Origin of the sequence: Sunxiuqinia indica (genome assembly GCF_009847015.1) — a bacterium.
GTDB classification, from domain to species: Bacteria; Bacteroidota; Bacteroidia; order Bacteroidales; family Prolixibacteraceae; genus Sunxiuqinia; species Sunxiuqinia indica.
On record NZ_WVEM01000002.1, the window covers coordinates 470,298 to 489,804 of the forward strand.

A 19,507-nucleotide genomic window follows, 5' to 3' on the forward strand; every position below is an offset into this window, starting at 1 on the left:
AAGCTTCAAAATTAACAAAGATTGATCAACAGCGAAACATTGCAGTGGGTTTCAATGATGTTTTCATACCTTCGTGATAAATAAAACGACTAGCTGTTATGCGTATTGTATTGCTTGTGTTTTTAGTTATCTGTTTTGAATTTGCTACAGGCGGGATCAAGCCGGGTTCCGATCAGCCCGAGAAGTATTTACCATTATTGGAGGGTAAAAAAGTGGGTTTGGTTGTTAATCATACTTCAATGGTTGGTGAGCAGCATTTACTTGATTTTTTGCTGTTAAAAGGAGTGACTGTCATGCGAGTGTTTGCGCCAGAACACGGTTTTCGCGGGAAGGCTGATGCCGGTGAAACAATAACGGATGGCAAAGACGCAGAAACGGGTGTTCAAATCGTTTCGCTATATGGCAATAATAAAAAGCCAAAAGCAGAGCAGTTGGACGATTTAGATGTTGTGGTTTTTGATATTCAGGATGTTGGAGTTCGTTTCTACACCTATATCAGCACCATGCACTATGTGATGGAGTCTTGCGCTGAAAATGATAAGTCATTAATTATTTTCGATCGCCCCAATCCCAATGGCGATTATGTTGCCGGGCCGGTGCTTGATCTGAAATTTAGGTCTTTTGTAGGCATGCATCCTATTCCCGTTGTACATGGTTGCACAGTAGGCGAATTGGCATTGATGATTGATGGCGAAGGTTGGCTCAATGACCAGATAAAGTGTGATTTGAATGTGATTCCAGTGGCGAATTACAACCATAATACGCCTTATTCACTGCCCGTAAAACCGTCGCCGAATTTGCCAAATGACCAAGCCATTCGTCTTTATCCTTCACTTTGTTTTTTTGAAGCTACCAGCGCAAGTATTGGGCGGGGAACTCAATTTCCGTTTCAGGTGATTGGTTACCCTGATGAGCAGTTTGGCGATTTCGTGTTTACACCCAAAAGTATTGATGGAATGGCGAAGAATCCAAAGCAGGAAGGTGTTACATGTTATGGTATTGATTTGCGAAATTCGTCATGTGGTAAGAAATTTACGTTATCTTACTTCCTGGAGTTTTATCATAAGTTTGACGATGAGTCTGTTTTTTTAACTCGTGAACGCTGGTTTAACTTGCTTGCGGGGACCGACAAGTTAATTCAGGAAATAAGAGCTGGTAAAAGTTGTCAGGAGATTGAAGCAAGTTGGCAAAGAGAACTGAATGAATATCTGGCTATCCGAAAGAATTATTTATTGTACCCTGACTTTGATTGATTTGCAGTGATAAGCTCTAATTATTGATGTCGTACCCGAATCATTTTTTATTCAGGAATGAGTCAATAAATATTCAAAAATGCTCCTGAACTGAGTTTGTCAATGGTTGGGGCTGAACTAATTCCCTCGTTTATGAGATCAGAACCTTAATGAAAACAATTATTTAATGAATGTTGAGGTTTGTGTATTTGATTGATAATGAGGCGTTAGTGTTTCGGGTGATGGCTGCTCACTTTTTTGAAGATAATTTTCAGTAGCATGTTTTGGTGAAATGTTAAAATTTGTAAAAATCATTTCGTATTTTTGGAATACTAAGTAGGCATTTTTTGCGTTAAACCTAAAACCCATTTGTGAAAAGATATTTATACATAACCTTCTCTTTTCTCTGCATTTTCTATTTTATTTCTTGTGAAGACGAAAAATATATTTCTTCGAATGATGTGCAGTTGGAGTTTTCTTCGGATACGGTTATGTTCGACACAATCTTTACGACCGTTGGTTCTACAACGCAGCATCTAAAAGTCTATAATCCATACGATCAGAAAGTATTAATATCGTCAGTTCGGCTAGCCAGAGGAGAAGAGTCTAATTTTCGACTAAACATTAATGGTACAGCTGCTAATGAGGTGCTGGACTTAGAGATTCCTCCCAAAGACAGCATCTATATTTTTGTTGAAGTTACGGTAGATCCTACCGGAAATAATCTGCCAATGGTTGTACAAGACTCGATCGAGTTTTCAACGAATACCAGGTTGCAGGATGTTGACTTAGTGGCATGGGGACAGGATTTTAATTTGATAAAAGATAACCATATCAAGACAACAACGTGGACGGCAGACAAGCCTTATCTGGTATATAATTCTGCCTATGTTGACAGCGGTGAAGTTTTGACAGTTGAACCTGGAGCAAAAATTTATTTTCACAGTAAATCGGGCCTTTATGTCAAAGGTACGATAAAAGCAATGGGCGAATTTAGTCAACCAATTGTATTTCAGGCCGATCGGCTGGAAGATGTTTATAAAGATGTTCCTGACCAATGGAATGGAATTGTGTTATTCTCGGGTAGCCACAATAATATTTTCAATTTTGCTGAAATTAAAAATGCAAACATCGGGTTGCAGGTCGGAAATATTGAAGATGAAGGATTTGCTAGTGTCGAGCTGGCCAATTCGAAAATAATGAATCATGCATATGCTGGTATTTTTTCGTTGAAATCTGAGATAAAGTCATACAATTGTGTGATTGCAAACTGCGGTTTTTATGCTGCTGCTTTGCTTGCAGGAGGTAGTTACGATTTCTATCATACAACTATTGCCAACTATTGGGGAGGGTATACCAATACTGGCACACGCACAACTTCATCATTGGTTATTTCCAATGTGCTTATTATCGATCAAGCATCGGGTGGAAGTGTTAGCTATGTTGGCGATTTGAACAAGGCGAATTTTTATAATAGCATTATTACCGGTAATATCGCTAATGGAAACGAGTTGGCGTTGGGACGTACTGAAGAGGCGGAGTTTAACTTTAATTTTGATCATTGTATCATGCAGTTAGCTGATACATTTAATATCTCAAATTCAGATAATTTTACTGAAATTCAGAAAGGAGTTGATCCTAAGTTTAAAGATCCTTACGATAAACTCGATTTTGAACTTGATACCTTAAGCCCTGCCAAGGATGCCGGTTTGAAAATAATTGGTCAGCAATTTCCTTTAGATCTGCTAACTCAAAGCCGTATAATGGATTCAAATCCTGATCTCGGAGCCTACGAACGAATTGAAAAAGATCCAACAGAAGAATAATTCATGTTTCGTTTCTTTTTAGCATCTCTTTTTCTTTTGTTTTACGCTGAATTACTTGCTCAAACTTCAACGCAGGAGATCAATATTCTTTTTTATAATACTGAAAATCTTTTTGATATCGAAGATGATCCAACTATTGAAGATGATGAGTTTTTGCCGGAAGGAGATCGTCATTGGAATTCGTATCGGTTAAGACAGAAACTGAATAGTTTGAGTAAGGTCATTTTGAACTGTGCCGGATTTATCCCTCCGGATATCGTTGGTGTATGCGAGGTTGAAAACCGAATTGTACTCGAACAGTTATTAGCAAATACACCTTTAAACCGCTATAACTATTCAATTATTCATAAAGACTCACCTGATGAACGCGGGATTGACGTGGCCTTGTTTTTTCGAGATGATCAACTGACTCCATTGACTTACCATTATGTCCCGATTTTAGATAAAAACCGTCAGGTAGAAGAAACGCGTGAGATTTTATATGCGTCGTTTTTATGTGCCGAAGGGCAAGATACGCTTCACTTGTTTTTCAACCATTGGCCATCTCGCTATCGCGGGCAGGCTGCTACCGAAGAAGATCGGATGCAAGCTGCTATTACGTTGAGAAAAGAAGTTGATCGCCTGATAGCAATTGATTCGAAAGTAAAAATCGTAATTATGGGCGATTTTAACGATCAGCCACGAAATAATAGCTTGATTAAAGGACTGCAAGCGCGAGAGAATGACAATTTATCAGAACATGGAGAATTACTAAACTTATCCGCAGGTTGGAAGCAGGGGACAATAAAATATCGTCAAACATGGTCAGTCTTTGATCAGATCATTGTATCCGATGGATTACTGCAAGCTGAATCGTGGAATACATCCTATGATGGAGCTTCGGTCGTTTCGCTTCCTTTTTTGTTTGTTGAAGATGCCAAATACAAAGGGAGGAAGTTATTTCGAACCTATAATGGATTTTCCTATCAGGGAGGATTTAGTGATCATCTTCCAATTCTTTTGAAAATTAAAAAGTGATTAGCTCTTCTCTGGTTTCAGCCCCATTTTCTCTGCCACCTTCAGCATAAAATCAAAGGCTTCGTCGTGGTCGTTCTGAATCTCACCTTCCAAAATCGCTTCCTTAATGGCATTTTTTATATCGCCCACTTCACGCGAAGGCTTTAGATTGAATACTTCCATAATTTCTTCACCGGAAACTGGTGGTTGAAAATTGCGAATGTGGTCTTTTTCTTCTAAATCTTTCAGCTTTTGTCGTACCAACTGAAAGTTTTTCAGGTAGCGCTTTACCTTTTGCTCATTTTTTGACGTGATATCTGCTTCACAAAGGGTCATTAAATCGTCGATGTCATCGCCTGCTTCAAACAATAAACGGCGGATAGCAGAGTCGGTTACTTCATCTTCGGAAAGGACAATTGGCCGCATGTGAAGCGAAACCATTTTCTGGATGTACTTCATCTTTTCGTTGAGCGGAAGCTTCATTTTTCGAAAAATCCCGGGAATCATTTTTGCCCCAACAAAGTTATGTGCATGAAATGTCCAGCCTTGATTTTTAATGAACTTCTTGGTGCGTGGCTTCGCAATATCATGTAATATGGCCGACCAGCGCAACCATAAATTGTCGGTATTGGGGACGATGCGATCTAAAACTTCCAGAGTATGAAAGAAGTTGTCCTTATGGCCAACTCCATTAATTTCCTCCCGACCTTTCATTTGGTGCAATTCCGGGAAAATCAATTCTAAAAGCCCTGTTTTATCCAACAACTTAAAACCTTTTGAGGGCTTGTCAGCCAAAACAATCTTGTTCAATTCGTCGATAATTCGCTCTTTCGAGACGATTTTTATTCGTTCCTTGCTTTCCGAAATCGCATTCAGGGTGTTTGCTTCAATTTGAAAATTTAGTTGGGTTGCAAACCGAATGGCTCTCATCATCCTCAATGGGTCGTCGGAAAATGTAATTGCTGGTTCCAGCGGAGTTCGAATAATTTTATTCCCCAGGTCTTCAATTCCGCCAAAAGGATCAACTAATTCACCAAAACCCTCTTTGTTGAGGCAGATTGCTAAGGCGTTAATCGTAAAATCGCGTCGTTTTTGGTCGTCTTCCAGTGTTCCGTCTTCTACAATCGGTTTCCTCGAATCCGTTTGATAGGATTCCTTCCTTGCTCCAACAAATTCAACCTCCAGGTCCTGATATTTTAGCATTGCAGTGCCAAAATTTTTGAATATGCTCACTGGGGTTTTTGGGCCGACTCTTTTTGCAATTCTCTTTGCTAGCTCAATTCCGCTGCCTAGTGTTACCACGTCAATGTCCTTTGAGTTTCGCTTCAATAATAAATCTCTGACAAAGCCACCGATTACATAACAAGGCTGTCCAATCTGATCAGCCTCCTCTGAGATGATCGAAAATACAGGGTGTTTCAAATGTTCCTTCATGAATAATAAGCTGGTTTTAAACTTGATTACAAGAAAAAAGTATGACAAATTGTTTAAAACTGTGCCAAAATTACAATTATTTCAATACCTTAAAGGGATTTGAGAAGTTTAATATCAAATGGCACAAACGTTGATATGTATATATGTAAAAAAATGTATATTTGTATTCATTAAAAAAAGATAAGCATGTTAGAACATTTAACGAAAGAGACATTTAAAGAGAAAGTATTCAATTTTGAGCAAAATAAAGATTGGAAATACGAAGGTGATTCACCCTGTATAATTGATTTTTATGCTGATTGGTGTGGCCCGTGTAAAACGGTTGCTCCTGTTTTGGAAGAGTTGCAAAAGGAATATGGAAATTCATTAACGATTTATAAAGTTGATACGGAAGATCAGCGAGAATTGTCGGCTATGTTCGGTATTCAAAGTATCCCAAGTTTGCTTTTTATTCCTAAAGAAGGACAGCCACAAATGGCTCAGGGAGCACTACCCAAAGAAACGTTGGAGCAAGCATTTGCTGAGGTCTTAAAAGTGGAAAAGCCAGCGAATTAATTTCTCAAAATTAGTTTATAACCGATTAATTAGAGTGTTTCAGAGCTGTCCTAAGCGCTTTCAGACTGAACTGTCAGGTTTATTTTGTAGGTGCTCTGGACAGCTTTATTTAGATTTTTAAGAGTCAATTCTCCAATCAAGTATTTTATTTTATAAGTGAAAGCAATGGGACGGACTTTAGTTGTTCTGTTGTTGCAAGAACTAATTGCCAAATTAATCTTGCGAGGGTAAATCCAGGTTAGTTAAGTGTAAAACGAACAATGAAATTAGAGCCTTTACTGGCTTCTGATTCAACCCATATTTTCCCTCCCAGGCGTTCTGTTAATCCCTTTGCAATAGCGAGTCCCAAACCTGCCCCTTCTACTTTCTGATTGTCTTGATTTCGGGTTTGATGGAAACTCTCAAAAATAAAGTCGTATTTGTCTTTTGGTATGCCGGAGCCCGAGTCTTTCACAAAAAAAGATATTTGATGATCAGCCGCTTCTGCTCCGATTACAATTTTACCTTTCTTTGTAAATTTAAATGCATTATCCAACAGATTTTTAAGTATCTGGTAGAGTCTGTCTTTATCTGTCTTCATTCTGAAGTCGTCGTTCAGGTTGTGGTCGACGATAAACTGTACAGATTCCAGTTTGTCCTTTTTGGTCGTTTGATAAACCAACTCAATATCTTCCAATATTTCTTTAGGATTACATTCTTTTAAACGGATAGGAAGTTGGTTTGACTGGATCATTGAGATATCAAGAATGTCATTGATGATGTTGAGTAGCTGGGCACTACTTTTTTCTATGATCTCGTTAAATCTGATTTTCTCCTTTTGAGCTAAGTCTTTGTCTGCCATCATACTGCTAAATCCAAGTATTCCGTTTAACGGAGTTCTGATTTCATGGCTCATATTGGCTAAAAAGGCTGATTTTAATTTGTTGCTTTCCTCTGCCTGTTCTTTGGCTATCGTTAATTCACGAATTAAATCTACTTTATCAGTGATGTCTGTAAGTGTAACAATAATATTCTTGGTGTTATTATCACTGGAATTAATCGCACGCGCATTTATTCTGAAATGTCGACTGCCTAAACTTCCCATTTCGGTTGTAAGTTCATAGTCTTCAAGAACTAAATTTTCTGAACATAGTTTGGATAGATGATCTTTAAGCATTTCATCGTTCATTGACTCATCCAGTATTTCAAAGAATAATTGATTAATAACGTTTTCCCTGTTGAGTTTAAGTTTCTTAAATAAATACTGATTGGTTGAGATGACCTTAAATTGATCATCCAGCACAAATAAATAATCCTGAAGAGAATTGATAATACTCTCGGCAAAATTCCGGGCAGATTCGATCTCACGAAGGTGTTGTTTTTCTTCGGTTTGGTCTCTAAATACCAGAACTACACCCAGAATATTTCCATCGGCGCCTCTTATGGGAGCCGCACTGTCAGCAATTGGGGTTTCTGTGCCATTTTTTGAGATTAACATCGTATGGTTGGCCAAGCCTACAACTACTCCTTGTTCTAATACAGTATCTACCGGATTGTGAGCTTTCTCACGGGTATATTCATTTACAATATTGAAAACCGATTCCAGTGGCTTGTGTTTGGCTTCTTGTTCTGTCCAGCCGGTTAACGACTCCGCCACTTTATTGATTTGTTTTAACTTCCCGCTTTTGTCAACCGTTATTACGCCATCACCAATACTATACAAGGTTGTTTTAAACTCTTCCTGTGTTTTCCACAAGGTTTTGAAAATCTTTTTTTGGCGCAAATTATAAAACAGAATCAACCCGATTACAAAAGATAAAATAATTAGAGAAGTTGTAACAAATATAAAAGTACCCGCCGTAACTGCTTGTTGAAAGAGTTCTTTGGTATCGACTTTAGCTACTATGTACCAATTCGTTTCAGGGATATGTCCGACATAGGCCATCACTTTTTCATTTCGATAATCTATTCCTTCCACGATTCCGGTATATCCCTGCGCTGCAACAACTGCAGGAAGTGTTTCTTGAGTGAGAGGTATTCGAAGTTTTAAAGCAGTTTCTTTTTGATGGCGTAATTCATTTAGAAAAAGGACATGCCTATCATCTTTTCTAATAAGCAATGATTCGGCTGTTTTACTTGGGGTCGGCCACGATTGGATGAGTGGGTACAGATATCTTGCCGGATCAATCCTAAACACGATTGCCGCTATTGGGGTGCTTTGTCCGCTTGCAGTAATGGGAGCAATAATATCGTAGAGTATAGTGCTGTCTTTTTCACTAAAATAAAAGTCGGTTGATGTTGTTCGCCCGGTTGAAATGGAGGCATCTATTTGCTGCATTAGTTTATGGCCAATTAAGCTTTTCGAGGGGGTGGAAGAGAGTAGAAGTTGATATTCCGGAGTTACTAAAAAAACCGACTGATAACCATATTCTTCTCTAGGAATTGATAGTCGTTCCAAAAGATAGTTTGTCCGGTCGCTATCTGGCCTGTCTTCTATATGTTCCAGAACTGCATTTCCAAAAAATGTTGAGTTGGAGAAAAGTTTTATATCGGCAAATCTTTCTTTTCGCCACTGGATAAGCTCATTAATCTTAAATTGTGAAATCGTGGCAAGATCCTTCGCTTTTTCTTTGTGAATATTCCTTTGGATGTTAAGATAGAACAGGTTTGCTGCCACAACTATAATGACAGAAAAGATTAGAATTAAAAACGTAAGCACTCTTTTTGTCAGTTTCATTGGCTCATCTTTTTACAGAATCGATGAAAGATAGGCATTTATTTCATTTCCTTTTTATATGTGAAATGAAGTGAGTCAAATTTAAACTGATTCCAAATAAGAATATTAGAAGCAAAAAAATCCCCGAAAGCATCGCCTTCGGGGATTTTTGTATTCGTTATTATGGTTGTTATTTCACTTCTTCAAAGTCAACATCAGTTACTTCGCCATCTTGGTCATTTCCTGACGACTTACTGCTTCCACCTTGACCTCCGGCATTCGCTTGAGGTCCTCCTTGTGGCTGGCCTTCGGCTTGCGCCTGTGCATTATACATCTCCTGAGAAGCGGCTTGAAATACTTCGTTTAATTCTGCTGTTGCAGCATCAATAGCAGCTAAATCTTCAGCTTTGTGTGCTTCTTTCAGCTTGTTCAATGCATCTTCAATTGGTTGCTTTTTGTCGGCTGGCAACTTGTCACCCAACTCTTTCAATTGTTTATCGGTTTGAAAAATCAAACCATCAGCCTGATTCATTTTATCAACCTTTTCGCGAGCTTGCTTGTCGGCATCTGCATTAGCTTCGGCTTCGGCCTTCATCTTTTGAATTTCATCATCACTCAAGCCTGAAGAAGCTTCAATACGGATTGATTGTGATTTGCCGGTAGCTTTGTCTTTTGCGTGAACATGCAAAATACCATTGGCATCAATATCAAACGATACTTCAATTTGAGGTACGCCACGTGGGGATGGAGGTATTCCATCCAGGTGGAATCGTCCGATGGTTTTGTTTCCGTTGGCCATTGGACGTTCACCTTGCAACACGTGAATCTCAACTGAAGGTTGGTTATCAGCCGCAGTTGTGAATGATTCTGATTTTTTGGTAGGAATTGTTGTATTGGCTTCAATCAATTTAGTCATTACACCACCCATGGTTTCTATACCCAATGACAGAGGAGTAACATCAAGCAATAATACATCTTTGACCTCGCCGGTTAATACGCCACCTTGAATAGCAGCACCAACAGCTACAACTTCGTCAGGATTTACCCCTTTTGAAGGTGCTTTGCCAAAGAAAGCTTGTACTTTTTCCTGGATAGCCGGGATACGCGTTGATCCACCAACCAATAAAATTTCATCAATGTCAGAAGCTGACAAACCAGCATTCTTCAATGCTTTTTTACAAGGTTCCATGGTCGCATTGATCAAGCTATCTGCCAACTGTTCAAATTTTGAACGAGTCAATGTTTTTACCAAGTGTTTTGGTACTCCGTCAACCGGCATAATATATGGTAGGTTGATTTCAGTTTGTGTTGAGCTTGACAATTCGATTTTTGCTTTCTCAGCAGCTTCCTTCAAACGTTGAAGTGCCATTGGGTCTTTGCGCAAGTCAAGACCTTCATCGTTTTTGAATTCGTCAGCTAACCAGTCGATCAATACCTGGTCAAAGTCGTCACCACCAAGGTGGGTATCACCATCGGTTGATTTTACTTCAAATACACCGTCACCTAATTCAAGGATTGAAATATCGAATGTACCACCACCAAGGTCGAACACAGCCACTTTCATGTCTTTGTCTTGTTTGTCAAGACCATATGCCAGAGAGGCTGCTGTAGGTTCGTTAATAATACGACGTACCTGAAGACCTGCAATTTCTCCGGCTTCTTTAGTTGCCTGACGTTGCGAGTCGCTAAAGTAAGCAGGAACTGTAATAACAGCTTCAGTTACTTCCTGTCCCAGGTAGTCTTCAGCAGTTTTCTTCATTTTTTGAAGAACCATGGCTGAAATTTCCTGTGGTGAATATTTACGATCATCAATTTGTACGCGAGGCGTATTATTGTCACCTTTTACAACTTTATAAGGAACACGGTTAACCTCTTTCGTCACTTTATCAAAAGTTTCTCCCATGAATCGTTTGATTGAAGCAACGGTTTTCGTTGGATTGGTAATCGCCTGACGTTTTGCAGGGTCTCCAATTTTACGTTCACCATTCTCAATAAAAGCAACGATTGATGGTGTTGTTCTTTTTCCTTCGCTGTTAGGGATAACAACCGGCTCATTTCCTTCCATTACGGAAACACATGAGTTTGTTGTTCCTAAGTCAATTCCAATTATTTTTCCCATTGTATTTAATTTTTATGATTTCGTATTTCTCAATTGTTTTAACGGTCAGCAAAAGATCAATGACTGTGCCAATGAAAAAACAGTTGAATTAGGTGCAATATTGACACGATGTTCTGACTGAATGAAAATCTGCCTGACATATTTGGTGACAAAAAGACATAGAAGAGGGTGCGTCGTCTCGGTAATCGTTAAGCTGAATCAGGTTTTTTTAAGAACTCATCGTGTCAATGTATAAATTCTTACTTTTGTAAGCGAATTGAATACTCATTGTTATGTCAGTACATAAAAAAGCAATAAAACGTGTAACCACTCACGTCCTTTCTGAAATGAAATTGAAAGGCGAAAAAATATCAATGCTAACCAGCTATGATTACAGTATGGCCAAACTTGTTGATGAAGCAGGTATTGATGTCATCCTGGTAGGTGATTCCGCATCAAATGTAATGTCGGGAAATGAAACGACACTGCCAATTACCCTTGATCAGATGATTTATCATGGAACTTCGGTTGTGAAGGCAGCTAACCGCGCTCTGGTTGTCGTAGATATGCCGTTTGGAACCTACCAGGGAAATAGCAAAGAAGCGTTGAGTTCGGCTATTCGAATCATGAAAGAAACTGCTGCCGATGCCATCAAACTTGAAGGAGGGAAAGAAATCATCGAGTCAGTTGACCGGATCTTGTCAGCGGGGATTCCAGTGATGGGGCACCTGGGGTTGATGCCTCAATCGATTCATAAATATGGAACTTACACGGTTCGTGCGAAACAAGATGAAGAAGCAGCCAAACTGATTGCTGATGCCCAGTTGCTGGAAGCAGCCGGCTGTTTTGCGATTGTTTTGGAGAAAATTCCAGCTGAGTTGGGGCAAAAGGTCGCGGAGTCGGTCAAAATTCCAATTATTGGGATTGGTGCCGGAAGCGGAGTTGATGGGCAGGTTTTAGTGATTCATGATATGCTGGGAATTACGCAGGAATTTTCACCTCGCTTTTTGCGTCGTTATCACAACTTAGCTGCCGAAATAAAAGGTGCTGTTGGTAGTTATATTGAAGATGTAAAAGCTGTCAGCTTTCCAAACGAACGTGAACAGTACTAAACGTAGAAGGAACAGAGTTGCGAGAAAAGTGAAGATAACGCTTGTCAAACTCAAAATTTGAAACTAATGCTATGCAAGTAATATACGAAGACAATCATATCATCGCTGTGAATAAAGCTTGTGGTGAAATTGTGCAGGGAGACAAAACTGGTGATGAAACGCTGATTGATCAGGTTAAAGCATACATCAAAGATAAATATAAAAAGCCTGGCGATGTATTTTTAGGATCGCCACACCGACTGGACCGGCCAACAAGTGGAGTCGTTATTTTTGCCCGTACAAGTAAGGCACTTACTCGTTTGAGTGAAATGTTTAAAGACAAGGAGGCCATCAAAAAAACATATTGGGCGGTGGTTGACACACTACCCGAAAATATGGAAGATACACTTGAGCATTACCTCTGGAAAGATGAAGGCAAAAACAAAAGCTATGCTTCGCCAACTCCGAAACCTAAAAAGGGAGCTAAGCATTGTAAATTGTCGTATACGCATCGGGCGAGCCTTAATCGGTATCATTTATTGGAAGTTGACCTGCAAACTGGTCGTCATCATCAAATACGGGTGCAATTATCAAAAATAGGTAGCCACATTAAAGGAGACTTAAAATACGGAGCTGCCCGGAGCAATCAGGATGGAGGTATTCATTTGCACGCCCGGAAATTGGAGTTCATTCATCCGGTTCAAAAGAAAATGATAAAAATCGTTGCTCAACCACCGAAAGGAGATGCTATTTGGAATGAGTTAATTCAAATAAAAGAGTTGAAAGAATAAATCCTAACCGATTGATTTTAACGAATCACCATTAAAACTTAGCGGTAGCAGGCTTTTTGCATTTTCAAGGATTTCAATTCCATTGGAACTATCCAGAATAACGCGCATACTTTTACTATACCTGTGTTCGCATTCCACCATAACTTGTCGGCAAGCGCCGCAGGGGCTAACGTTTTTTGCCGCGCTTCCGTTCTGGTCAACAGCTGTAACCACGATCGTGTCAATGGCTAAATCGGGATAATTGGCATTAGCCCAGAAAATTGCTGAACGCTCGGCGCATGTTCCAAGGGGAGAAGACGCATTTTCCTGATTGTTGCCGGTGACGATTGTTTCATCTTCGAGCCGAAGGGCAGCACCAACCAAATAATTTGAGTAGGGAGCATAGGCCAGGGAAGCGGAGGCTCTTGCTTTTAAAATCAATTCCTGATCTTCGGGAGATAATTCTCCTGGATTTTCGAATTGTGATATACTAATTTTAATTTCTTTCGTTTTCATTTTGAGGCTTTGTCAAATTTACATTTTTTTAGGTAGTTATACCAACGCATAAAAGTCGGCTATTTTTTTATTTTTGTTTAAAATTTGATTTCTATGACCCGAAGGATTGCGCTAAGTATCTTTTTTCTTACTCTTACTTTAATTGGATTTGGTCAGCGGATAAATACCCGCGAAGAATACATTGAAAAATTTGCGCCGCTTGCCGTAAGCGAAATGATCCGAACCGGAGTTCCAGCAAGTATCACTTTGGCACAAGCTTGTTTGGAGTCTGGAGATGGAAACTCAGAGCTCAGTGTAAAAAGCAACAATCATTTTGGGATTAAGTGCAAAAGTAGCTGGAGAGGAAAGCGTGTTTATCACGACGATGACGCCAGAGGAGAATGCTTCCGGAAGTATAGTTCAGTAGAAGCGTCTTTTATCGATCATTCTGATTTTTTGACACTGAATTCGCGCTATGCAGGTCTTTTTACATTAAAGCTGACCGATTACAAGGGCTGGGCTCGAGGCCTGAAAAAGGCCGGTTATGCCACGAATCCTCATTATGCCAATCTTTTAATTAAGATTATCGAAGACCATAAGCTTTATTTGTACGACGAAGGTTTGGATAAGTCTCAAATAGCACGTATTCAACAATCCAATCAACCTGTCGACGGTCGAAATCTGATTAATCCATATCAAGCTCGAAAAGTTGTTTTAAGGAATGACCTGCGATCGATTGTTGTTAAAAAAGGCGACACCTTTCAGAAAATTGCTCAGGAGTTTGATTTAAAAGAGTGGGAGATTTATGCCTATAACGATTATCAAAAAGGTCAACAACCCCAGGAAAACGAGATTTTATATGTCGAGCCAAAGCACAGGAAGGCAAAAAAATCCCATAAAACTCATCGTTTTGAGTCGGATGATACGATGCATTTTATCTCTCAACGCTATGGCATAAAGTTGAAACGCTTATATCGGTTAAATCGACTGAAGCCGGGCGAGCGCCCCGAAGTTGGCTCTTTTGTGCACTTGCGTAAGAAAAAACCTCGCCGCTAGATGTTTTGACGGTATTCTTGTTTCTTCTTTCCCGACTTTATAAAAAGCATCACCGGGAAAATCGATTCACCCGCTTGTGGCAATAGGGGGTGCCGCCTTTTTTCTCGTAATAATCCTGGTGGTATGCTTCGGCTTGCCAGAAAGCAGCTGCCGGTGTTACGCGGGTAGCCACATCGTAGCCCTTCAATTCCAACATGCCAATTAGCTTTTCGGCGATCTGCTTCTGTTGTACTGTGCGAAAAAAGACTTCTGACCGGTACTGCGACCCCACGTCAGGTCCCTGTCGGTTTACTTGCGTGGGGTCGTGAATTTCGAAAAACAATTTTGCTAAGTTTTCATAATTCGTTTCCGACGGATCGAAAATCACACGAACCACCTCCGCATGGCCCGTATGTCGATAGCTTACATCCTCGTATGACGGATTATTCTTATTTCCTCCCATGTAGCCAGACTCAACAGACGATACTCCCGGCTCCTGTTCCAGGTAATATTCAACTCCCCAAAAGCAGCCCCCTGCAAAATAAGCCGTGTCACTGGTAGCTTTATTCGAAGTGCCAGCCGGAATAAATTCCAAGGAAATGGAATTGACACAATGCCGGGTATTCTTGTTGGTGAATCCCTCGTTTAAAAAAACATGCCCTAAGTGAGCACCACAGTTATTGCAGGTGATCTCTGTACGCATACCATCAGGATCAGGTGTTCGTTTCACGGCGCCCTCGATTTCGTCATCAAAACTAGGCCATCCGCAACCTGAATCAAACTTGTCTGATGAGTGATACAACTCGGCACCACATCGTTTGCAAACGTAGGTACCCTCTTCGTAAAACTTATCGTATTTTCCGGTAAACGGACGTTCTGTTCCCTTATGAATAATCACCATTTCTTCTTTAGCTGTTAATGGTCGGTAGTTCGGTGAATCTTGTTTCTGCTTCTGATTTTGGGCGCACCCTGTGAGTGCTATCAGGCTAAACAGCAATACATACATCATTCGTTTCATAATCGTTTCCCTTTCAAATCTTGTTTTCTTCGCTTGCTGAACTCTATTTACTATTCAAACATCATTCCGAAAGTAATATCGGTGTTCGGTCAAAGATCCGTAGTAAATATCACCACAGAATCACAAAAAGTTCATTTTTTTCAATAATAAACTAGGTCCGTTTAGCTGTAGGAAGTTCAAAAACGAAGGTGGTTCCTTTTCCAAATTGGCTGAATACCTGAATCGTGGAGTTATGCAGTTCGACCATTTTTTTTACAATGGCCAGTCCCAGTCCGGTGCTTTGATGGTCATCATGGGCTTTATAGTAACGCTGGAATACATTTTCCAGGTCTTCTTGTTTAATTCCCTGTCCTGAGTCAGCAACACGCACTTCTACTTTTTGTGGGTTCTTCGTATCAATCTCAATATTGATCGTGTCCCCTTTATGACAGAATTTCACGGCATTATCAATCAGGTTTTGCAATACGCGGTCAATCATGGAGATATCAGCTTCAACCAATGGCACATCTTTGGCGATTACCGTATTAATGCTAATCCCTTCCTTTTGCGAGATGATCCGGTACTTGCTGGCAATATCGTGCACCAACTCAGCAATCGAGAATGGCTCGGTATGAGGTTTGACTTGCTGTGCCTGCAACTTGGAAAGCTCAAACAAATCTTCAACCATTTTTTTCAGGCGGCCACAACTGTTGTATATCACCTCCAGGTACTTCTCCTGTTCTTTGGGTTGAATGGTATCCTTTTTCAACAACAAGGTTTCGGCATATCCCTGGATGGAGGCTACGGGTGTGCGTAAATCATGCGATACATTGCTAATCAATTCCCGTCGCAGGTTATCCACGCCTTTCAGCTCCTGAATGTTGTGTTCTATGGTATCTGCCATTTCATTAAAAACCAGTCCAATTCGATCCAGTTCCCCATCAGATTTGATATCAATCCGGGTATCCAAATGACCATCTCGAAATTCGTTTATTCCTTTGATGATCGGATTGAGCTTGTTGGTTATCACCCAAATAGCCAGCAGTCCAATCAATGCTGAAATAATCAAAATTGTGATGATTGAACGAATGGAAAGTCCTAAAATGTAACTACCTAACAAGGCTTGCGAAGCCGAAACGTACTTCTGACTTGCTAGCACAATGTAGATGTAGCCCGTCAGTTGATCGTTTTCCATTACGCGGGCTGCTGAAAATATTTTGTGTTCTCCCGGATTGCGGGGGTCATCGCCATAAATAATGCTGTGCGCAGGATCGTCCAAAAAGGATTTGACAGGCGCAAGGTTCACTTCTTCCAGTTTAACCACTTTGTCAGGAGCCACATACTGCAAAATTTTTCCTTCGGGATTTAGCAAATAAACCTCCACAATCGGATTGATCACCATCATGGAGTGCATAATGTCTTTCACCCCATCTTCGCTAATGGTGCCATCTTTAATGAACGGATGAAGCATCGAAATGGTGTTTTCTGCCAGCTCACGGTTTAGCTGCTGGTTTACCTCAATGGAATACTTTCGTGCCGATTCCACCGAAACATACAAAACGATTGCAGTGAAAAAGAATAACACCAGCAGGAAAATTGCTGAAACCTGTAAATACAGGCGGTTAAATATTTTTGGCTTGGCAAATTGCATTTGACTATATTTTTACTCAGGCTTCCCTGAATTTATATCCTACGCCCCAAGTGGTTAAAATGTATTCCGGCATGCTCATGTCCTTTTCAACTTTTGAGCGAAGTCGGTTGATATGAGAGTTTACGGTATGTTCAAAACCTTCAAATTCGTATCCCCAAACTTTATTGAGAAGCTGCATGCGCGTATAGGTTTTCCCCGGATTGGAAGCCAGCAGAACCAATAAGTCAAACTCTTTTGGTGAAAGCTCAATACGCTCTCCGTTTATCTCAACAATACGCATACCCACGTTAATGTACAACTGTTCGCAGCGTATCTCAATCTCATCCTGATCTTCTCCCTGTAGCATCCGTTCGGTTCGCCTTAAAACAGCTTTCACCCGTGCTAATAATTCCCGAATTCCAAATGGCTTCGAAATGTAGTCGTCGGCTCCCATTTCCAGTCCTAACACTTTATCAATCTCCTCCGATTTGGAGGTAATCATTAAAATGGGTGTGTTGTTTTTTTCCATCCGAAGTCGCTTGCAAATTTCGAACCCGTCGAGCTCGGGTAACCGAATATCTAACAGGATAAACCGATAGTGATTATTCATCGCTTTCATCAGGCCGTCTTTGCCATCGAATGCTTTATCCACTTCCATGTTCATGTCAGCTAAGTGAATGGAAATAAGTTCGGAGATATCCTTGTCGTCCTCAATGATTAACGCCTTTTCCATAATCGTTTTTTTTCTTAGAACAGGCGAAAGGTATGATGTGTTTATCACAGAAGTATCACAAAGTCATAAAATTACCGGAGAATTGGCAAAGGAGTCGTTTTTCAGAGCCCTTTTTAGAAAAATACTTCGGATCAGGCAATGAAAGGCCAGCTGACGTAACCTCTCAACGCATCGATAAAGGGACAAAGGATGACTAGTCAATCCGAATTTCTTTTGTTGCCAAATTGATCGCTCCACTCTGGTCCACAGCGTGTACAACAATTATGTATTCGCCTGTATTGTCGCCTGTGTTAAACCGAATGCTGGTCGAGCCCGTTTCATCAAGCTGAACGGACGGATTCCAATACAAGCAATTCCGAAGATCGGGAACATGCTCGTCTGTCAACTTCTTATCAGCGATATTACGACTACCTTCCGAAAGCATGTTATAATTGATAAAACGTCCGGTCGCGGGAAGATCGATACCCGCCAAGTCTCCTTTTCGAGAGAAGAAACTGACAACGCCTCCATAAGTTACATCTCCCCGAATAAAAGGAGAAAGAATAACCTCAATCCGTTGTATTCTTTCAGGAGGTAATGACAGTACCTTGTCAACATCAAAAACGGATACCATGTCCACCAAAATAAGCGGATCATAAATCGACATTTCAGGATTTGCCCCCATCACTTTCAGGCTTGACTTACCTCCTTGTTGCCGGCCCTTTACACTGGGCACCAACTCATAAAAATACTCGGACAAGGAAGGGAGCTGAACGTAGTCGTCCAATATAAGTGAAAAATCGGGTTGCCCATAAAAAGCAGTATCCGATAAAAAAGGTTTCGGTTGATTCAAACCCTCCATTTCCCCTCGCTCTTCTTCGTGATACAAAGCTTGAATCTGGCTGGTAAAATTCAGGGTTTGGTATAATTCCCGGCTTTCATTTGATAAATCAACCGGAATATACGGCAATTGAATCTTAGCCGAAGAAAAATCATTATCGACTAAGATGAGTGGAAAATTTGAATCTTTATCCGCTTTTGCTGAAATAAACAACTCATATTCCCCTTTCAAGAAGGACAAGTCAAAGAAGAAACGGCCTTTTTCATCCGTGATCACATTCAAATTTTCCGGCTTCTCCTTAAAGACAGTCAAGGCAACCAGCGTGTATGGAAGCGGAATCGAATCATTGGCATTTACTGCTTTCCCCGATACAGACAGCCCCCTGGTTTCGGGAATAAATTTAGGCGTATAACTGACTCCCGAAGTTCGTGTTATCTTGGGAACCGAGTTGTTAGCTGCTCCTTTTCGTACCACCGATACCGCTAGCTTTTCATGGAATTTCTGCGGTTTTTTGGTACGAACTTCCACCACAATCTGTTCTCGCTTACCGAAAACAGGTTCATTGGAAGGGATGCGAATATCAATGAGATTAGTTTCTTTGGGCGTTTCAAAGCTTTCGCCTTCCTTGACCTCTTGATCGACTGTTGGTTCCAACAAGACGGAACGAAACGGGTTAACAATTTTGATCACTTTGTAGAAGTAGTTGTATGGCGAGAAATCACGCATCCACCGGGTGTAGGCCCGGAGATAATAATTTCCGGTGAGTATCCAATCAGGAATAACAATCACTCCATGTACACCATCAGGACCGTAACTGTACTTTTTTTGCAATACGCTTTCCCCGTCAGGCGTGATAATTTCAATATACAAGATGTTACTCCACTTGATATCGCGTAAGTCGGCTGAGGACAAATTATAGGCTGAAAATAAAAGATCTTCTCCAACACAGTAAATCTCCCGATCGGTAACAACATGCATCCTTTCAATCAACTCCTTCTCGCTGGTATCCGACTGTGCGTTGGCCTTATTCACACTGAACCAGGCAGCAACGATAACCAATGAAGTAAATAACAGGTATTTTAGTACTTTCTTTTTCATGA

General features: G+C 40.4%; 15 protein-coding genes. 7 read left to right on the forward strand and 8 right to left on the reverse strand.

What is annotated here, in order from left to right; all coding sequences use genetic code 11:
* Positions 1-98: 98 nt before the first annotated feature.
* The 3 genes from GR929_RS05145 (at position 99) to GR929_RS05155 (ending at position 4,075) form a co-directional block, all read left to right on the forward strand.
* A complete protein-coding gene (locus GR929_RS05145) occupies positions 99-1,253 on the forward strand; it encodes an exo-beta-N-acetylmuramidase NamZ family protein (protein ID WP_159517856.1) in 1,155 nt (384 codons plus the stop codon).
* Positions 1,254-1,603: 350 nt separating this feature from the next.
* Positions 1,604-3,058 carry a right-handed parallel beta-helix repeat-containing protein gene (locus GR929_RS05150; RefSeq protein ID WP_159517857.1) on the forward strand — a complete coding sequence of 485 codons (1,455 nt, stop codon included), beginning with the start codon at positions 1,604-1,606 and terminating at the stop codon, positions 3,056-3,058.
* A gap of 3 nt (positions 3,059-3,061) precedes the next feature.
* Positions 3,062-4,075, forward strand: a complete 1,014-nt coding sequence (locus tag GR929_RS05155) for an endonuclease/exonuclease/phosphatase family protein (RefSeq protein ID WP_159517858.1) — start codon at positions 3,062-3,064, stop codon at positions 4,073-4,075.
* Here GR929_RS05155 and GR929_RS05160 read toward each other — a convergent pair whose 3' ends face one another.
* Complete coding sequence (locus tag GR929_RS05160) at positions 4,076-5,488, reverse strand: CCA tRNA nucleotidyltransferase (protein ID WP_159517859.1); 1,413 nt, start codon at positions 5,486-5,488, stop codon at positions 4,076-4,078.
* A gap of 186 nt (positions 5,489-5,674) precedes the next feature.
* Here GR929_RS05160 and trxA point away from each other — a divergent pair, with 186 nt between their 5' ends.
* Positions 5,675-6,043 carry a thioredoxin gene (gene trxA / locus GR929_RS05165; RefSeq protein ID WP_159517860.1) on the forward strand — a complete coding sequence of 123 codons (369 nt, stop codon included), beginning with the start codon at positions 5,675-5,677 and terminating at the stop codon, positions 6,041-6,043.
* A 238-nt stretch (positions 6,044-6,281) separates the two neighbouring features.
* On the opposite strand, the gene GR929_RS05170 is transcribed toward trxA, so the two are convergent.
* Together GR929_RS05170 and dnaK are read right to left on the reverse strand one after the other, a co-directional pair.
* Entirely contained in the window at positions 6,282-8,759 is a 2,478-nt protein-coding gene (locus tag GR929_RS05170) for a PAS domain-containing sensor histidine kinase (RefSeq protein ID WP_159517861.1), read from the reverse strand.
* A 169-nt stretch (positions 8,760-8,928) separates the two neighbouring features.
* Complete coding sequence (gene dnaK / locus GR929_RS05175; RefSeq protein ID WP_159517862.1) at positions 8,929-10,857, reverse strand: molecular chaperone DnaK; 1,929 nt, start codon at positions 10,855-10,857, stop codon at positions 8,929-8,931.
* Positions 10,858-11,129: 272 nt separating this feature from the next.
* On the opposite strand from dnaK, the gene panB reads away from it, so the two are divergent.
* Both panB and GR929_RS05185 read left to right on the forward strand, forming a co-directional pair.
* The gene (gene panB, locus GR929_RS05180; protein ID WP_159517863.1) at positions 11,130-11,948 is read left to right on the forward strand and encodes a 3-methyl-2-oxobutanoate hydroxymethyltransferase; all 819 of its coding nucleotides are present in this window, start codon (positions 11,130-11,132) and stop codon (positions 11,946-11,948) included.
* A 71-nt stretch (positions 11,949-12,019) separates the two neighbouring features.
* Entirely contained in the window at positions 12,020-12,718 is a 699-nt protein-coding gene (locus tag GR929_RS05185; protein ID WP_159517864.1) for an RluA family pseudouridine synthase, read from the forward strand.
* A gap of 3 nt (positions 12,719-12,721) precedes the next feature.
* Here GR929_RS05185 and GR929_RS05190 read toward each other — a convergent pair whose 3' ends face one another.
* Positions 12,722-13,213: a cytidine deaminase gene (locus GR929_RS05190; protein WP_159517865.1), complete on the reverse strand. Its 492-nt coding sequence runs from the start codon at positions 13,211-13,213 to the stop codon at positions 12,722-12,724.
* A gap of 93 nt (positions 13,214-13,306) precedes the next feature.
* Here GR929_RS05190 and GR929_RS05195 point away from each other — a divergent pair, with 93 nt between their 5' ends.
* Positions 13,307-14,248: a glucosaminidase domain-containing protein gene (locus tag GR929_RS05195; RefSeq protein ID WP_159517866.1), complete on the forward strand. Its 942-nt coding sequence runs from the start codon at positions 13,307-13,309 to the stop codon at positions 14,246-14,248.
* A 49-nt stretch (positions 14,249-14,297) separates the two neighbouring features.
* Here the strand turns inward: GR929_RS05195 and GR929_RS05200 are convergent, their stop codons facing one another.
* The 4 genes from GR929_RS05200 to GR929_RS05215 form a co-directional block, all read right to left on the reverse strand.
* Positions 14,298-15,245 (reverse strand): bifunctional methionine sulfoxide reductase B/A protein, encoded by a 948-nt coding sequence (locus tag GR929_RS05200; protein ID WP_159517867.1) that lies wholly within the window; start codon positions 15,243-15,245, stop codon positions 14,298-14,300.
* 151 nt (positions 15,246-15,396) lie between these two features.
* Positions 15,397-16,875 (reverse strand): sensor histidine kinase, encoded by a 1,479-nt coding sequence (locus GR929_RS05205; RefSeq protein ID WP_159517868.1) that lies wholly within the window; start codon positions 16,873-16,875, stop codon positions 15,397-15,399.
* Positions 16,876-16,891: 16 nt separating this feature from the next.
* The gene (locus tag GR929_RS05210) at positions 16,892-17,587 is read right to left on the reverse strand and encodes a response regulator transcription factor (protein WP_159517869.1); all 696 of its coding nucleotides are present in this window, start codon (positions 17,585-17,587) and stop codon (positions 16,892-16,894) included.
* Positions 17,588-17,780: 193 nt separating this feature from the next.
* Positions 17,781-19,505 (reverse strand): hypothetical protein, encoded by a 1,725-nt coding sequence (locus tag GR929_RS05215; protein ID WP_159517870.1) that lies wholly within the window; start codon positions 19,503-19,505, stop codon positions 17,781-17,783.
* Between the last annotated feature and the right edge of the window lie 2 nt (positions 19,506-19,507).

Excerpts from the sequence above, each read along its gene's own strand:
- GR929_RS05185 (WP_159517864.1), top strand. The coding sequence starts at position 12,020 with ATGCAAGTAATATACGAAGACAATCATATCATCGCTGTGAATAAAGCT.
- dnaK (WP_159517862.1), bottom strand. The coding sequence starts at position 10,857 with ATGGGAAAAATAATTGGAATTGACTTAGGAACAACAAACTCATGTGTT.
- panB (WP_159517863.1), top strand. The coding sequence starts at position 11,130 with ATGTCAGTACATAAAAAAGCAATAAAACGTGTAACCACTCACGTCCTT.
- GR929_RS05215 (WP_159517870.1), bottom strand. The coding sequence starts at position 19,505 with ATGAAAAAGAAAGTACTAAAATACCTGTTATTTACTTCATTGGTTATC.
- GR929_RS05155 (WP_159517858.1), top strand. The coding sequence starts at position 3,062 with ATGTTTCGTTTCTTTTTAGCATCTCTTTTTCTTTTGTTTTACGCTGAA.
- GR929_RS05205 (WP_159517868.1), bottom strand. The coding sequence starts at position 16,875 with ATGCAATTTGCCAAGCCAAAAATATTTAACCGCCTGTATTTACAGGTT.
- GR929_RS05160 (WP_159517859.1), bottom strand. The coding sequence starts at position 5,488 with ATGAAGGAACATTTGAAACACCCTGTATTTTCGATCATCTCAGAGGAG.
- GR929_RS05200 (WP_159517867.1), bottom strand. The coding sequence starts at position 15,245 with ATGAAACGAATGATGTATGTATTGCTGTTTAGCCTGATAGCACTCACA.
- GR929_RS05170 (WP_159517861.1), bottom strand. The coding sequence starts at position 8,759 with ATGAAACTGACAAAAAGAGTGCTTACGTTTTTAATTCTAATCTTTTCT.
- GR929_RS05145 (WP_159517856.1), top strand. The coding sequence starts at position 99 with ATGCGTATTGTATTGCTTGTGTTTTTAGTTATCTGTTTTGAATTTGCT.
- GR929_RS05190 (WP_159517865.1), bottom strand. The coding sequence starts at position 13,213 with ATGAAAACGAAAGAAATTAAAATTAGTATATCACAATTCGAAAATCCA.
- GR929_RS05210 (WP_159517869.1), bottom strand. The coding sequence starts at position 17,587 with ATGGAAAAGGCGTTAATCATTGAGGACGACAAGGATATCTCCGAACTT.
- GR929_RS05195 (WP_159517866.1), top strand. The coding sequence starts at position 13,307 with ATGACCCGAAGGATTGCGCTAAGTATCTTTTTTCTTACTCTTACTTTA.
- trxA (WP_159517860.1), top strand. The coding sequence starts at position 5,675 with ATGTTAGAACATTTAACGAAAGAGACATTTAAAGAGAAAGTATTCAAT.